Genomic DNA, 16100 nt, shown 5'->3' on the forward strand with positions numbered 1-16100 from the left:
TTGGAAGAATTTATTTAAAATTTGAAGGATTGTACAAGCAAACCTTTTACACATGCATAGGATGACAAGAGGACATGTGTGAAAAGGAGGGGTTTAGATTGGGGGAATTGAATGAATCTGATCTAAAAAAACCTGTTGTCAATGTTCAAGATTTTGGTGTAGTGGCGGATGGGAAAACGGACTGTACAGCGAGGCTTAATGAATGCTTAGAATGGACGAAAGCACAGGGGTATTCCCATGTCTGGCTGCCGAGCGGCACGTATGTCATCGATGCTGTGTACAGAGGTGATCAATTTTTTCCTTTCCGGGGTGCGGGTATACGTGTGCCAAGTCATATGACCATTGAGATGGCGCCGGATGCCGTAATTAAGGTGAAACCAAATGATTCGTGGGGGTATGCGGCCTTTTATATAGGAAAGGTTCAGCATGTGACCATCCGGGGTGGGCGAATCGAAGGGGATCGCCATGAGCATGTGTACAAGTCGCTTCCCCCTGAACGAAAAACCCATGAATGGGGCTTTGGGATATGTATTGAAGGGGCCTCTGATGTGGAAGTGAATCGTGTACAAATCAAGAATTGTACGGGAGACGGCATCATTGTCAGTCCTCACGGTTTATTATCACAAGCTGAATCGTACTCGCCTGCTTCATCTATTCACATTTCTGGCTGCCACATCACAGATTCAAGACGAAACAATATCTCGATTACAGGCTGTGATGGAGTCATTGTGGAGGACTGCCTGCTGGAGAGAGCAGGAGTTGACGGAGTCGAGCCGAGAATGGGCATTGATATTGAAGGCTACGGAGAAAATGCGGTTAATATGGAGGAACCACTGAATATTCAAATTCGAAACAACATTGTAAGAGGTGGTGCCGCAAGCTCCATTTATAACTTCAACGGCTATGGTGTCATCATTGAAGGCAATCACACAGACAGCAGTATCTCCTATGGCTTTGCCACCGAAACCATCATTGCCAACAATTTGATCCGTGCAGTAGGAGGAGGCGTCACAAAAGCTGGGATTACGAGCTTAGGAGTCTCTTTTGGTCAAACGGAAAACAATGTGATCATTATTGGCAATATGATTGAGGGATTTGAAAAAGGGATTGATGTGAGGGGCGATAGTGTTCACATTACAGGGAATAAGATCAGTCTATTTGAAGATGCGGCTTTGTCCGTTTATATGGCGAACCGTATTCTAATAGAAGGAAATCATATTGAATCGGGGACGAATATAGGGCAAAGAAGCGCAGCGCTGCGTATCTATCAGTCGGATAGCGTCGTCTTTTCAAACAATACGATTTACTCGGTGATTGATGGAGCGATGGTGAGAGGAACGAATATCCTGATCCAGCACAATCAATTTAAAGATTTCAGCAGAGGGATCTGGGTGCAGGAAGGAGAAGCTGGAGTTAACGGCAACCTCTTTATTCAAGAAGGACACCCAGAGCTAGGGTCTTCGTATACGATCAGTGTCACTGGAAATGCAAAGGCTTTCATTTGGCAAAATCGCTTTAAGCACTACCAAAACTACGCCGTATACAGCAGCACGACGGGTCCATTAGAAATCAAAGACAATTCCTTTGAAGAATCATCTTTATATGTCGTGATGTATATTAAGAACGGTTCACCACAAATCGGAGATAACCGCTTTTATTTAAATCGTTCGATCGGACAGCCGACGGCGATCTTTATCGATCAAGCCGCCTCAGCCCGTGTGCTGCGGAATAACATCATTAATTTATCTCCTCAAAAAGCGATTGCCGTCCGCACCATATCTTCCACTCATTCCGTGATCGCCCATAACATGCTGGAACGCAGCCAATTGATGACACATACTACAGATCGGCTCATTGGGAATATTGAAATCGATACATCGTGATAAACGGGTGAAATCCCTAATTTTGGAGGTTCAGAAGGCGGTTGACAATCCTGTAAAAAGGGCATATAGTAATAATTATTTTTCATTTTTCGCAACATTTGCCCTTTTTTTATTGATAAAACCGATTAATTCAATCAGAAAAATGTATCTTACGAGGACTTCAGTTTGATACATCAGGATATAGAAAGGATGAAGAACAAGTGTCACAGCCGAAAAGGAAGCTCAAGCTAGGCGTATTCATCGCAGGAACTGGACATCATGTTGCCTCTTGGAGACATCCGAATGCCGTATCAGATGCAGCCATGAACCTGGATTATTTTAAACAATTAGCGAAAAAAGCAGAGGAAGGAAAGCTAGATTTACTCTTTTTAGCCGACAGCTTATCCATTAACCAAACCTCTCATCCGAATGTACTGACGAGATTTGAACCGCTTACCCTGCTTTCGTCCATTGCTGAGTCTACTTCATCAATTGGTTTAGCAGCAACAGCATCCACTACATACAGTGAGCCTTTCCATATTGCAAGACAGTTTGCCTCCCTTGATCATTTATCAGGCGGAAGAGCGGCATGGAATGTGGTCACATCTTCTATTGAAGAAACAGCGAAAAACTTTAGCGGAGAAGAGCATTTAGCCCACCATAAACGATACGAGCGAGCAGAAGAGTTCGTCGAGGTCGTGAAAGGTCTTTGGGATTCTTGGGAGGAAGACGCCCTTGTCAGAAACAAGGAAACGGGAGAATTCTTTGAATCTAGTAAGCTTCATGAGCTCCAGCATAAAGGAGAGTTCTTCTCAGTACGAGGTCCTCTCAATGTATCACGCACGCCTCAAGGGCAGCCAGTGATCATTCAAGCAGGATCATCCGAAGATGGTCAAAAGCTTGCAGCAAAAACAGCTGAACTCATTTTCACAGCACAAAACGATCTCAAAAAAGCGAAGGAATTTTATCAAAGCTTGAAGGAGAAAGTAGAGGCTGCTGGCCGTGCTAGAGAGGACGTCAGCATTATGCCGGGCATCTTCCCGATTATTGCTGATACAGAGGAAGAAGCCAAAGCGAAATATGAAGAATTACAGGAGCTGATTGTTCCTGAGATTGGGCTGAGCATTCTGCAAAACTACTTAGGTGGGATTGATCTGTCTCAGTATCCTTTAGACGGACCGCTTCCAGAGATTGATCCAAGTACGTCAAATGCGGTAAAAAGCCGTTTTGATCTCGTGATGAATATGGCGAGAAAGGATCACCTGACCATTCGCCAGCTCTATCAATCGGTTGCCGGCTCTCGTGGTCATAATATTTTCATTGGTACACCGCAGCAGCTCGCAGATGTGATGGAGACATGGATCAATGAAGAAGCAGCAGACGGCTTTAACGTCATGCCGCCGCTATTGCCAGAAGGGCTGGATATGTTCGTAGACCGCGTCATCCCAATCCTTCAGGAAAGAGGCTTATTCAAAACAGAATATACAGGACAAACTTTACGAGAAAATCTAGGATTAACTGAGCCAAAAAATCGCTACACGACATAAGGGTGAGGTGACTAACGTTGGGATACACGTTTCGTCTGGCAACAGAGGCAGATATAGAGGCACTGCTTGAACTGACAACAAGAGCCTATGAGCCAATTCGTGAGCTCGGCATCCAGTTCCAAGCAGCACATGCTGATTTTGCTCTCGTTCAGAAAAATGTACAAAAGAATCTTTGCTATGTGATGGAAGAAAACGGAGAGCTTCTATCCACCTTGTCGCTCCGTATGCCTTGGGGAGAACAGCCAGGCCCGTTCGGCGTCCCTCACATTTGGTGGTTTGCCTCAGAACCATCCGCCAAAAAAGGGACAGGCTCTGTCTTGCTGGAATGGGTGGAAACCGAAGTGTTAAGGGATACCTTGAAGGTGCCATACGTATCTCTAGGTACAGCTGATAAGCATCCGTGGCTCATAGACATGTATGAGCGCAAAGGCTACGTCAGAGCAGGAGAAAAGGATTTAGGCAAGGGGCACATCACGGTTTATTTTAAAAAACAACTAAGATCAGATGTCACACAACCATAAAAGGAAAGAAGGGTATACGAACATGAAAAACAAAAAGTGGCTAGTCGTTCTATTTGCAGCAATGCTGGCAGTTTTAGCAGCTTGCGGCGGGGGCAATCAGGGTGAAGGCAAAGATGAAAAAGTATTAAAGGTAGGTGCCACAGGACAAAGCTATCCGTTTGCCTATAAAGACAATGGCAAGCTTGTTGGCTTCGATGTCGAAGTAACTGAAGCGGTTGCGAAAAAGCTCGGCTACAAACTAGACTGGCAGCTGAGTGAATTCAGCGGACTCATGGGACAGCTGACGTCTGGTAAGCTGGATACAGTGTCAAACCAAGTCGCAGTCACAGATGAGCGTAAACAAACGTTTAATTTCACTGATACGTACGCTTATGCAGGAACACAAATCATCGTGAAAAAGGACAACAACGACATCAAAGGTCTTGATGATTTAAAAGGAAAAACAGTGGCGGCGGTTCTTGGCTCTAACCACGCCAAAAACTTAGAAAGCAAAGATCCGGACAAAAAAATCAATATTAAAACATATGAAACGCAAGACGGTGTCTTAAATGAAGTGGCAAATGGCCGCGTAGATGCTTATGTCAACGGACGCAGTGTATTACTTGCTCAAATTGAAAAAACAGGTCTGCCACTCAAAATCGTTGGCAACCCAATTGTGTATGAAGAAGTAGGCTACCCATTTGCCAAAGATAAAAAGCATGACAAGCTAAGAGAAGAATTTAACAAAGCGATTAAAGAATTAAGAGAAGACGGGACACTTAAGAAATTGTCTGAGAAGTATTTCAAAGACGATGTCACAGTGCCAATTAAAAAATAACGACAGCGGCGGTGAAGAGCAGACATGAACAAAATTGATTGGCAGTATATGGTGACCGTTTTTCCGACATTGATCCAATACTTGCCGATAACGATCTTCATGGCGATTGTCTCCATGGTATTTGCCATTATCATTGGTGTGGTATTCGCGCTCATTACGAAAAACCGGATACCTGTTTTATACCAATTTGCCAAGCTGTATATTTCTTTTTTCAGAGCGGTTCCAACCTTGGTTCAGCTCTTTCTCATTTATTTTGGTCTTCCGCAGCTATTCCCTGCGATGACCTCAATGGATGCCCTAACAGCGGTCATTATCGGATTAAGTATTAAAAACTCAGCATACTTAGCAGAAATTTTCAGAGCGGCCCTTAATTCTGTAGATGAAGGGCAACTGGAAGCTTGTCTATCTGTCGGCATGACAAGATGGCAGTCTTACGTCAGAATTATTTTCCCGCAGGCAATTAGAAATGCGATTCCAGCGACGGGGAATACCTTTATCGGTCTTTTAAAAGAAACATCTCTTGCCTTTACGATTGGTGTGGCAGAAATGTTTGCACAAGGGAAGATGATTGCATCGGCGAACTATAAATACTTTGAAACCTATTTAGCCGTAGGGATTGTGTATTGGGTGATGACCATCATTTATAGCTTCCTTCAAGACCTATTTGAACGAAAAATTAGCAAACCTTACCGGAATTAAGGAGGTGTGGACATGATCAAGCTCACCAATTTGAAGAAATCATTCGGCGACCTTGTCGTCTTAGACGGAATCAATCTCGACGTGCAAAAAGGGCAGGTTGTGGCCATTATCGGACCTTCTGGCTCCGGTAAATCCACCTTGCTGCGCTGCTTAAATTTATTAGAAATACCAGATGAAGGCACGATTGAAATTGGCGATGCGAAGCTCGATGCGTCTAAATATACACGAAAAGAAGCCCATCACCTGCGTCAACAAACGGCCATGGTGTTTCAAAACTATAATCTATTTAAAAACAAGACAGCACTGCAAAACATCACAGAATCACTGCTTGTGACGAAAAAAATGACGAAGCAGCAGGCAAATGAGATTGGAATGAAGCTGCTGAAGCAGGTAGGGTTAGAGCAAAAGGCTGACAGCTATCCAGTCACGTTATCTGGCGGACAGCAGCAGCGAATTGGGATTGCCCGCGCATTAGCCGTTGATCCACATGCGATTCTACTCGATGAACCAACGTCAGCACTTGATCCAGAGCTTGTCTCAGGTGTGCTTCAAGTCATTAAATCCATTGCGATTCAAGAAACAACGATGATCATCGTCACACATGAAATGACGTTTGCAAGAGAAGTGGCAGACCATGTGATTTTCATGGCGGATGGTCATATTATTGAACAGGGCACACCAACTGAGTTATTTGATGAAACGAAGAATGAACGGACAAAACGATTTATCCAAAAAGAAGCAGCGGCTGAAGAAGCATAAGCTGCTTTTTACTCTTTAGAGGGGTGAGTATCAGTGAAATCAAAAGGAAAAGAAGCATTAAACAAACGTTTAATTAACATTCGCCGAGCGCTTCATGAGCATCCAGAGCTGGCATTTGAAGAACATGAAACGACTAAAAAACTGCGTGGCTGGTTAGAAGAGGAAGGGATCACCGTACTCGATTTTCCAGCTCTTCAAACAGGTGTTGTCTGTGAAATCAAAGGAGAACAAGAGGGGCCGACAATTGCTTTGAGAGCCGATATTGATGCACTTCCGATTGAAGAAGCATCTGGCGAACCATTTTCTTCAAAGGTACCGGGCAAAATGCATGCATGCGGACATGATTTCCATACAGCTTCTATCTTTGGAGCGGCTCTTTTATTAAAAGAACGGAAACACGAGATCAAAGGAACGGTCCGCATTTTGTTCCAGCCGGCTGAGGAAGTCGCGCAAGGAGCGAAACATGTCATAGAGGCAGGCGTTTTAGATGGAGTGGATGCGATTTTTGGTATGCACAACAAACCTGACCTGCCAGTTGGCACTATAGGCATTAGAGAAAAAGCGTTGATGGCAAGTGTAGACCGGTTTGAAATCAATATAAAAGGAACGGGTGGTCATGCAGGTATTCCGAATCATACGGTGGACCCGATTGCCATCAGCGGGCAGATCACAAGTGCTCTTCAGCAAATCGTTAGCCGCCGCATCAGCTCATTGCATCATGCAGTTGTCAGTATCACACGCATTCAAGGTGGTACATCATGGAATGTGATTCCTGATCGTGTTGAGATGGAAGGAACCGTTCGGACGTTTGAGCCTGAAGTAAGAGCGATGATTCCAGAGCTTATGAAACAAATCGTGAGTGGGATTGCCGAGGGATTTGGGGCGAAAGGTGAAGTGAAATGGCATCCGTATTTGCCTTCTGTGTTGAATGACGATCGTTTGACAAAGGTGGTCGAAGAAACGGCAAGTGCGCTGGATCTCACAGTCGTTCAGGCAGAGCAGTCACCGGGCGGAGAAGATTTTGCCCTTTATCAAGAACACATTCCAGGCTTTTTCGTATGGATGGGGACAAGCGGTACGGAGGAATGGCATCACCCTGCCTTTACATTAAATGAAGGCGCACTCCCTGTTGCCGCTGCCTTCTTTGCCGAGCTTGCTGTTCGGGCATTGGAGTCACGATCATGGAACTAACAAAACAACTGGCAGAGGTTGTACTGTCTGCTCATCCACTTCAAGACCAGCGGGCGGTAGAAATGGCTCGAAATGGTCTGTTAGATGCTGCGGCAGCAGCGCTTGCTGCGAAAGAGGATGAAGGAATTCAAAAGCTCATGGCACTGGTGGAACAAGAAGGCGGAGCAGCTCAAATTCCTGTCATTGGACAAGGGAAGAAGGTCAGCCGTCAATCCGCAGCGATGCTGAACGGCTACCTGATCCACGCCCTTGATTATGATGATGTCCATTCAGACGTGAGAGGACACCCAAGTGCAGTCATCATTCCAGCATTGCTATCACAGCTATCAGACGGCAAAGGGTTTGGCGATCGATTTTTAGCAGCCTACATCACCGGTGTTGAAGTGATGGCGAGGCTTGGCGAATCCATCGGCAAGGCGCATTATGAACGGGGCTGGCATAATACCGGAACCCTTGGAGCCATTGCGGCAGTATGTGCCATTGGGTATTTAAAACAAGTTTCTCAGGAAGAGCTGACGAAGGCAATCGGCTTTGCCGGAGCGCAATCGGCCGGAATGCGAAAGCAGTTCGGCTCTGATATGAAACCATTACAAGCCGGCTTAGCGGCTAAAACAGCTGTCTGGTCTATGGATTTAGCTTGTTCAGGTTTCGGCGGGAATGAAGCGGTTCTTGATGGCACGCTTGGTTTCTTTTCTCTCTATGGAGATCAGGAGCGTGCGGAAAGTCGTTTACTAGAGGGGTATGGTACAACGTGGCGTATTGTCTCGCCGGGGCTGTGGTTCAAAGTATACCCGTTCTGTTCAGCTGCGCATCATGCAGCCGATGCGATCCAATCCTTAATGAAAGAGCATCCTTTCTTACCGGAGCAGGTGAAACAAGTAGAGGTCCTATTCCCGCCTGGCGGAGATGCAGCGCTTATTGAGCGGGCACCTTCGACTGGAGAAGAAGGACGATTCAGTGTTGAATATGTGATCGCACTTGCCGTGTTTGGACAGACGCTCACGCTGGATCACTTTACGAAAAAAACCATTCCATCACACATGCGCACATGGATGAAGCGGGTGAGCAGAGGATATGATCAAACGATAGAACCCCATCCAGACGCTGTCCCAAAAGATCGCTTTACGATTGTGAAGCTTACCTTATCTGATGGCACCATCATTAGCGAACGAGTCGATATTCCGCGGGGCGCACCAGGCCACGCATTATCGAAAGAAGACATCATGCAAAAATTAAACAGTGTCACTGACGAATCGCATGCACAGGAGATTTTACAAGTTATTGAAGACGGAAACGATTCTTCTTATTTGCAGCAGTTGGCATGATTTAAAAAGAAGAAAAAGGGCTAAAATAAACATCATTTTAGCCCTTTTTGTATATATCATTTCTTAATCCATTTTGGTAAACGTCAACCCAATATGAGCAAGTGCCTGCGGCAAGTCTTTCCGAATGGTGATGTCTTTAAATGAAATATTCGATTGAATCGCACTTAAAGCAAGATCTTGCTTAATCCCTGTTAAAACAGCCGAAATCCCTAAAAGTCTCAGCGTTTGTGCATAGCTGACCAGATATTGAATGCTCTGTTCATTCAGGCGTTTTGTTCCCGATACATCAATGACCAAATGAGAGAGCGACAGCCTATAGCTTTCCTGTAAAATGGTTTCTAATATATGCTGAGCACGTGTCTCCTCGATATCACCAAGTAGAGGAAGCACAGCGACACCGTCAACAACTGGGACGATCGGTACAGATAATTGCTGAATCTGCCGGTTGGCACGGTCTAGTTCGAGGACGTAGCTTAATAGAGAAGCCATCGTTTCAAACATATGCACATGCTCTTCTGTGAATTGCTGCGGTCTTAAATCAAGCCCGCAAATCGTTCCGTAGTTCGTACCATCTGTAAAATCAATCGGCACTCCGATGAATGATCCGCCTTGAAGACGTTTCGTAACTTCTAAGTATTTAGAACGATCATCCAATGATATATCAGGGATCACAAGCGTATCCTGATGATCAACCGCCAGCTTGCAAAATGTCTTCTCGTAAGGAATTTCTTCTCCTTCTTCAAGAAGCTGCTCGTCATGATTTAGCACCTTGACAATCTGATTGGTGGTTTGATCGTTTTTAGCAATAAACAGTGTATTCACATCAGTGAATTGACTCATCATATTTAGAATACTCGTAGAAGCATCATGAAAATTGCGAAACTGTTTTAATAGTTGTTGACGAGGCATTGTTTTAGGACTCCTTGTAGCTCCGATCATAGGCCGGAACAATAGTTGGTTTGTCTCTATCATACAAAATCAAACGAGAAATAGATATACTTTAATGCGCGAATCCATGTGAATCGGGTGAGAACAAAAAAGACTGCCGATCCTGGGATCTGGCAGCCTGCTGATTAAAGAGAGACAGGGACGGTAGACATAGAGAAAAATTCCTCATACAACGCTTGAACGGCTTCTTTTTCTTGAGCCGCTTTGACGCCAAACATCATGCTGACCTCTGAAGATCCTTGATTGATCATTTCAATATTGACCTTCGCTTTTGACAGCGCCTTTGCTGCTCTTGCTGTGGTGCCAACATTGTGACGCATCGCTTCTCCTACAATCATAATGAGGGAGAGATTCGGCTCTAACACGACCTCATCTGCATCAAGCACGAGCTTTAAGCGATCGAGTAGCTCTTGTTCAATATGCTGCTCCTCCAGCTGATCCTGCCTTAAAATAATGTTCATATCATCAATGCCAGAAGGGACGTGCTCATACGTAAGCCCATATTCCTCTAATGTTTGCAGCACCTTACGCCCAAATCCGACTTCTCGGTTCATCAAATATTTGCTAATATAAATGCTGCAAAATCCGCTGTCTGAAGCGATTCCGACAACGGGTCCATTTGTATGATCCCGCTGGTTCACAATTTTTGTGCCTTTTGCCGAAGGATTATTGGTGTTTTTAATCTGTACTGGAATGCCTGCACGGAAGGCCGGAATGAGGGCTTCATCATGGAACACAGAAAAACCAGCATAGGACAGCTCGCGCATTTCCCGGTACGTCAGCTCTGTAATCTCCTTTGGCTCATGAACGATCGTTGGATTGACAGCGTAAACAGCATCCACATCTGTAAAGTTTTCATACACATCTGCCTTCAAACCGTTTGCCAAAATGGAACCGGTAATATCGGAGCCGCTGCGAGAAAAGGTGACAATGTCTCCCGATAGACTAAAGCCAAAAAAGCCAGGGAATATGATGATGCCAGAGCACTCTCTTAATTTATACAAATGATCATATGACTCCGGTAAAACTTGCGCTTGACCAGGCTCATCGCTCACAAATAAACCAGCTTCCTTTGGATTCACATAGTGAGCTTCGACACCTTGATAGCGGAAATAGGCGGCAATGAGTTTTGCGTTATTGTCTTCACCGCTAGCTTTGATGGCATCAAGATATCGCTCAGGATGAGACGTATCAGCCTGTAAAAGAGCATCTAGATCTTGCCGGATGGTGTCAATCACGTTATGACTTAAGCCGAGTTCATCCGCAATCGAGGCATACCGCTTGATGACGGCTTCCTGTAAATCGTGTGCTTCGCCTAAACGTAAATATTGCTCACCACAGCTAATTAATAGATCGGTGACCTTCGTATCCGTTGAATGCCGTTTTCCTGGTGCGGAAACAACGACTGCTTTTCGAGCTGGATCTGCTGTTACAATGTCAAATACCTTTTGCAGCTGCTTGCCAGATGCAAGTGAACTGCCACCAAATTTAACGACCTTCAATGCATACATCTCCTATAGTAAAAATTTTCTCACAAATTGAATAGTTCCTATTATCAACTCTTTTCTTCAAATTATCAAGGTTTTTCTTCACTAGAAATACAAATGTGTTTTCAGAGAGGACGGTATAGCGTGAGTATATGAAAAAAGAGCCGGCAATATGCCGAGCTCTTTTTCTTATGAAGAAGATGATGAGGAAGATAGCTCCTGCTTCATCACTTTATTATTGCGTTTTTCCTTTAAGAAAAAGGAGAGGACAAGCCCAATGACCGCAATCAGACCAGAAATGAAGAATGACGTATTCATTCCATGAACGGCTGATTTTAATGGGCTGGCTAATTCTGCATTTGCAGCAGAGCTGCTCATGATGGAGACAAGCACAGCCGTCCCAATGGAACCGCCCATTTGTCTCATCGTATTATTCATCGCTGTCCCATGCGGGATCAAATGAGGCGGTAAAGAGTTGATACCTGCTGTTGTCAGCGGCATCATGATCATCCCAACCCCGATTAAGCGAAGCGTGTAAGCGACCGTAATGAGGGCGATCGATGAATCAAGGGTGAGCAGCATAAATGGCAAGGTCGTCACGGTAAGTATCGTAAACCCGCCTAATGCCAGCCCTTTTCCGCCGACTTTATCAAAAATCCGTCCAATAATTGGTGAGAGGAGCCCCATAAAGAGAGCACCTGGCAATAAGATCAGTCCTGTATCAAGAGCAGACAACCCTCTGACATTCTGCGTATAGAGCGGCAGAATCGTCTCTGTCCCAATCAATAAAGCAAAGACAAGCATCCCAAGAAAGGTCGTCAAGCTAAAGATGGCAAACTTAAAGACACCAAATTCAAGCATCGGTCTTGTCAAATTCGACTGGCGTAGAATAAAGAAGAACAAGCTCACAGCACCGACAATCAGCGAAATGAGGACAGTGGCACTCGTCCAGCCATATGTGCCAACACTAGAAAATCCGTAAAGCAGTCCGCCGAAACCGAAGGACGACAAGATGACAGATAAAACATCAATACGTGTCTCTCTTTGCTGCGTTACATTTTTCATTAAGAAGAAAGCAAGAATGAGATCAATGATACCGATTGGCAGAACAATATAGAACAAGAACTTCCAGCTGAAGGAATCAACAATCCAGCCGCCAAGTGTCGGTCCAAGAGCTGGTGCGAAAGATATGACAAGTCCGACCATGCCCATTGCCTGCCCGCGTTTTTCTTTCGGGAAAATGGTTAAAAAGATCGTTTGCATCAGCGGCATTAAAATTCCTGCGCCAGCTGCCTGCACAATACGCGCTGCAAGTAATACAGGGAAATTCGTTGCGAATGAAGCAAGAATTGTACCGGCTGTAAAGATGCTAAGCGCTGTTAAAACTAAAGAACGGCTTGAAAATTTCTCGATTAAGAAAGCCGTGATCGGGATGAGAATCCCGTTTGTCAGCATAAAGGCTGTGGTGAGCCACTGTCCTTTGCTGACATCAATATTGAATTCCTCCATGATATGTGGGATCGCTGGTATGAGCAGCGTTTGGTTTAAAATCGCGACGAATGCCCCAACGAGGAAAATCCCCACAATCACAGATCGATTATACGATGTTGTAGATTGGTTCATGTTATCCCTTCTTTATCTATAAGATGATGCTTTTCAGCTGTGACACGTTTTGTGATAAAATGCTATTTTTGCCTAAATAATCGAGTAGTGAGCTGATTAAAAAGGTTCTCGGTTGGTCCTTTGATAATTCTTCACTTAGCAGTTCAAACGCAGAGAGGAAATCGTCCTTTTCTTCCCCGTTTACCAGTGTGTGAAGCTCTTGTTTAATCTTCGTTAAGTACGAGATGATAAGCTTTTCTTCATCGTATTCGTCCTGTGTGGAAAGCAAATAAGAGTCCATCAGCTGATCTGTTAGCACAGGCTCAATAGAGCAAGGCTTTTTCGACACACGGTCCATCACGCCGATAATCATTTCGGCGGCATTTTCTAATTGGATGTTCTTGCGCTCAATCGCCAGCATTAAAATGAATTCTCTCATTAATCCGTTGAGGACAATGACAAGATCCCAGACGTAAGGCGCAACAGATTCACCATATGTGCTTAAAATAATGTCTCTGTGCCGCTGCATGATAATGGATCGTGTCTCACGTAAATGCTTAATCACAATGGGTGAATGCTGTGAAAAAGCTTCAAAGGACAGCATATTCAAAAATTTATGATTCTCTTTAAACTCTTCAAGCTCAAGCTTGATCTTCTTTGTGAATTTTTCCTTTTTGGACAGCGTCGTTTCTGAATGAATGATCTGAGAAATCTCTCTCATTTTGCACTGATTGTATTTAATCAGTTCTAATAGAAGATCTTCCTTTGAATCAAACAGCTTATAAATAGACGCTTTTGATATTTTACAGGCATCGGCAATTGACTGCATGGAGACACTCATATAGCCTTTTTGAGAAAATAATTTCTTCGAAACCCGCAAAATCTCTTCTTGCTTTTCATTCATCTTCATAAGTCCTTTCCGAATCGGCAAAACCATATGGTCACAATGGAAACCGAGTGGTCACTTTTGCAATGATAACAAAACCAATGACCTATGACAAGAAAAGAAACTTAAAAAACACCTATCTTATGACAGGTATTTTATCCTTCTGCATGTGCGGCATATATGATGATCTGTCCGTTAAGTTCAGCGATCAAAAGGTCTTTTCGCTCCTTTACAGAGTAAATCGCTGTCCCTTTTTTCAGCTGGGAAGCTGTGCCGTGATTAAAATGTTCGGCAGCTGTTTTCTGAATCACACCTAATTGCTGATCTTTAGTGACGGTTAGTTGATGGGTCCAATCTACATTTGCTTCATAGACAGTTTTTTCCCATTGAAATAAATCTGCCTGTTCATCGAGAGCTAATAACTCTTCTGCACTAGGTGGTTTAGATTCGGCATACCGGACGGATTGGCATCCACATAAGCAAATGGCGAGTAACATCATACATAAGTAAGTCCATATCTTTCGTGTCAAATGAGGTCCTTCCCTTCAAGAAAGCTTGTATATGGTCATAGTCGTTTGCGAAGGATGTATCGTTACTTTATGAGGCGAGTAAGAAAATTGTATGTTGGCACAAAATACGATACATTTATCGTATGAATAATCCAATCTATCCAACCCAAAAAGACATGAGACTGATTTCTGTGCTGCACGCTTTGGCTGATCCTGTCCGTTTAGAAATTGTCCGCTGTTTAGCGGAAACGGGGGAGAGGACATGCGGCACATATGAAATGAACATTGCCAAATCTACGCTTTCCCATCACTTCAAAGTGCTGAGGGAGGCAGGCATCGTGAAAGTGAGAATTGACGGAAAACACCGCTACTATTCTTTAAGAAAAGAAGACATCGAGACCGCTTTTCCTGGACTCGTGTCATCCATTTTAGCCGTAGATAAAGAGCGGTGGTAAGCCAGCTGTCTAGTAAAGCAGCTGGCTGTTTTATTTTCCATAAATCGACTCATACAGTCGTTTTACCGCTGGCTTAATATCCTCTGGTCGCATATGAGAGAAGCCAAGAACGAGTGGAACAAATCCTTCCTGATGCCCCGGTAATTGCTCATCAAGGGTAAAACGGTCCATTCCATACATTTTCAGCTTTCTTTCTTTGGCTCGCTGTAAAATCTCATGCTGCGTGCGGTTTGAACGGAACTCTGCGATAAAATGAAGTCCAGCATTTTCCCCAATAATCCGCACGTTGTCAGCAAAAACCGTGTCGAGCTCTTCAATGAGCTGCTTCCGCTTTTCCTCATATAAACCATTCATTCTTTTAATATGCCGCTGATACGCCCCATCCTTTATAAAATGAAGAAGGGTGTGTTGTGTAAAAAGGTTGGCCGTTTGAATGAAAAAGTGCTGTTCTTCCTTATAGCGTCTTAATAAATGCTGCGGGAGCACCATGTAGCTTAGCCTTAAGCCTGGTAGCAATGATTTTGAAAAGGTCCCCATATAAATGACTTTGTCATATCGATCCAAACTTTGCAGCGCTGGAATGCTGTCAGTCCCATACTTGAATTCACTGTCATAATCATCCTCAATGATATAACGGTCATGCTCATCGGCTGCCCAGTTTAAGAGCTGAATCCGCCGGGAAATTGGCATAATCACCCCTGTTGGGAATTGATGTGAAGGGGTAATGATCAACACATTCGGCTCTTTCTTCTGAATGTCACTCATCCGCACTCCTTTTTGATCAATGCCTATCGTTTCAATTCGGTGATGATTGTTTTTTAGCATTTGATAGAGCCGGCGATAGCCAGGGTTTTCTAACCCGTATACTTGATCGGCTGGAAGAATACTTGATAACGAATGGATAAGCGACTGCGTGCCTGCACTTAAAATGAGCTGTTCTGGATAGCATTTGACTCCTCTTGCCAGCCCGATTAACCGGGCAATCGTTTCCCGAAGCTCGTACACACCTTGTGGATGCGGAAGCTCGCCAAACGCTTCTTGGTGGAGGCTGATCGCCTTTTGTTCACTTTTCAACCAGCTTTTAAAGGGAAAATGAGTGGTATCGACTGAGATATGTGAAAAGGAATACCAATCGTCCCGTGCAATCGGCTCTTCCTTTAAATCTGCTGGGAGTGTAGAGGGTTTCAGCTGACCTGATTCATGAAACGTTTCTAGTGATTCCACGAAAAAACCTTTGCGTTCAACCGAATATAAATATCCCTCGGCAAGCAGCTGCTGATATGCGCCATTCACTGAATTGACGCTGACATTTAAAGTATCGGCTAACTCTCGTTTGGAAGGTAATTGATCATGCGGCTGAAGGTTTCGATTTAAAATTTCACCTTTAATTTTCGTGTAAATTTGATGATAAATAAATCCGTTTGCCCCTGTTTGGTCTAGTTGAATTGTCAGCATCTTGTCATTCCTTCCTCTCTGGTACCATGAAAAAAAT

The 16100-nt window shown here is 44.2% G+C and carries 15 protein-coding genes; 9 read left to right on the forward strand and 6 right to left on the reverse strand.

Annotated features, from left to right (window positions below; translation table 11 throughout):
* The first annotated feature begins 98 nt into the window (after positions 1 to 98).
* The 8 genes from MHB83_RS07020 to MHB83_RS07055 all read left to right on the forward strand — a co-directional run bounded on the left by MHB83_RS07020 (position 99) and on the right by MHB83_RS07055 (position 8721).
* A complete protein-coding gene (locus MHB83_RS07020; RefSeq protein WP_310026001.1) occupies positions 99 to 1883 on the forward strand; it encodes a right-handed parallel beta-helix repeat-containing protein in 1785 nt (594 codons plus the stop codon).
* 200 nt (positions 1884 to 2083) lie between these two features.
* On the forward strand, positions 2084 to 3409 hold the full coding sequence (locus MHB83_RS07025) for an LLM class flavin-dependent oxidoreductase (protein WP_268459619.1): 1326 nt from the start codon (positions 2084 to 2086) through the stop codon (positions 3407 to 3409).
* A gap of 17 nt (positions 3410 to 3426) precedes the next feature.
* The gene (locus MHB83_RS07030) at positions 3427 to 3930 is read left to right on the forward strand and encodes a GNAT family N-acetyltransferase (protein WP_342496758.1); all 504 of its coding nucleotides are present in this window, start codon (positions 3427 to 3429) and stop codon (positions 3928 to 3930) included.
* A 22-nt stretch (positions 3931 to 3952) separates the two neighbouring features.
* A complete protein-coding gene (locus MHB83_RS07035; RefSeq protein WP_050945492.1) occupies positions 3953 to 4747 on the forward strand; it encodes an amino acid ABC transporter substrate-binding protein in 795 nt (264 codons plus the stop codon).
* Between the two features lie 24 nt (positions 4748 to 4771).
* Complete coding sequence (locus MHB83_RS07040) at positions 4772 to 5446, forward strand: amino acid ABC transporter permease (protein WP_003214174.1); 675 nt, start codon at positions 4772 to 4774, stop codon at positions 5444 to 5446.
* Positions 5447 to 5458: 12 nt separating this feature from the next.
* Entirely contained in the window at positions 5459 to 6205 is a 747-nt protein-coding gene (locus tag MHB83_RS07045; protein ID WP_044140499.1) for an amino acid ABC transporter ATP-binding protein, read from the forward strand.
* A 33-nt stretch (positions 6206 to 6238) separates the two neighbouring features.
* A complete protein-coding gene (locus tag MHB83_RS07050; protein ID WP_310026004.1) occupies positions 6239 to 7396 on the forward strand; it encodes an amidohydrolase in 1158 nt (385 codons plus the stop codon).
* Positions 7387 to 8721 (forward strand): MmgE/PrpD family protein, encoded by a 1335-nt coding sequence (locus MHB83_RS07055; RefSeq protein WP_251191128.1) that lies wholly within the window; start codon positions 7387 to 7389, stop codon positions 8719 to 8721. Before MHB83_RS07050 ends, MHB83_RS07055 begins: the two co-directional genes overlap by 10 nt.
* 63 nt (positions 8722 to 8784) lie before the next feature.
* On the opposite strand, the gene MHB83_RS07060 is transcribed toward MHB83_RS07055, so the two are convergent.
* From MHB83_RS07060 to MHB83_RS07080, 5 genes are all read right to left on the reverse strand, one after another.
* Positions 8785 to 9630, reverse strand: a complete 846-nt coding sequence (locus tag MHB83_RS07060) for a GAF domain-containing protein (RefSeq protein WP_003213998.1) — start codon at positions 9628 to 9630, stop codon at positions 8785 to 8787.
* A gap of 164 nt (positions 9631 to 9794) precedes the next feature.
* On the reverse strand, positions 9795 to 11171 hold the full coding sequence (locus MHB83_RS07065) for an aspartate kinase (RefSeq protein ID WP_268459625.1): 1377 nt from the start codon (positions 11169 to 11171) through the stop codon (positions 9795 to 9797).
* A gap of 174 nt (positions 11172 to 11345) precedes the next feature.
* A complete protein-coding gene (locus MHB83_RS07070; protein ID WP_050945497.1) occupies positions 11346 to 12779 on the reverse strand; it encodes an MDR family MFS transporter in 1434 nt (477 codons plus the stop codon).
* A 16-nt stretch (positions 12780 to 12795) separates the two neighbouring features.
* On the reverse strand, positions 12796 to 13662 hold the full coding sequence (locus MHB83_RS07075; RefSeq protein ID WP_342496759.1) for a TetR/AcrR family transcriptional regulator: 867 nt from the start codon (positions 13660 to 13662) through the stop codon (positions 12796 to 12798).
* Positions 13663 to 13799: 137 nt separating this feature from the next.
* Entirely contained in the window at positions 13800 to 14174 is a 375-nt protein-coding gene (locus MHB83_RS07080) for a hypothetical protein (RefSeq protein WP_050945499.1), read from the reverse strand.
* Positions 14175 to 14296: 122 nt separating this feature from the next.
* Here MHB83_RS07080 and MHB83_RS07085 point away from each other — a divergent pair, with 122 nt between their 5' ends.
* Complete coding sequence (locus MHB83_RS07085) at positions 14297 to 14608, forward strand: metalloregulator ArsR/SmtB family transcription factor (protein WP_137055605.1); 312 nt, start codon at positions 14297 to 14299, stop codon at positions 14606 to 14608.
* Between the two features lie 30 nt (positions 14609 to 14638).
* Here MHB83_RS07085 and MHB83_RS07090 read toward each other — a convergent pair whose 3' ends face one another.
* Positions 14639 to 16063 carry a PLP-dependent aminotransferase family protein gene (locus MHB83_RS07090; protein ID WP_342496760.1) on the reverse strand — a complete coding sequence of 475 codons (1425 nt, stop codon included), beginning with the start codon at positions 16061 to 16063 and terminating at the stop codon, positions 14639 to 14641.
* Between the last annotated feature and the right edge of the window lie 37 nt (positions 16064 to 16100).

It is taken from the genome of Bacillus sp. FSL K6-3149, from assembly GCF_038630515.1.
Classification (GTDB): Bacteria; Bacillota; Bacilli; order Bacillales; family Bacillaceae; genus Bacillus; species Bacillus pumilus.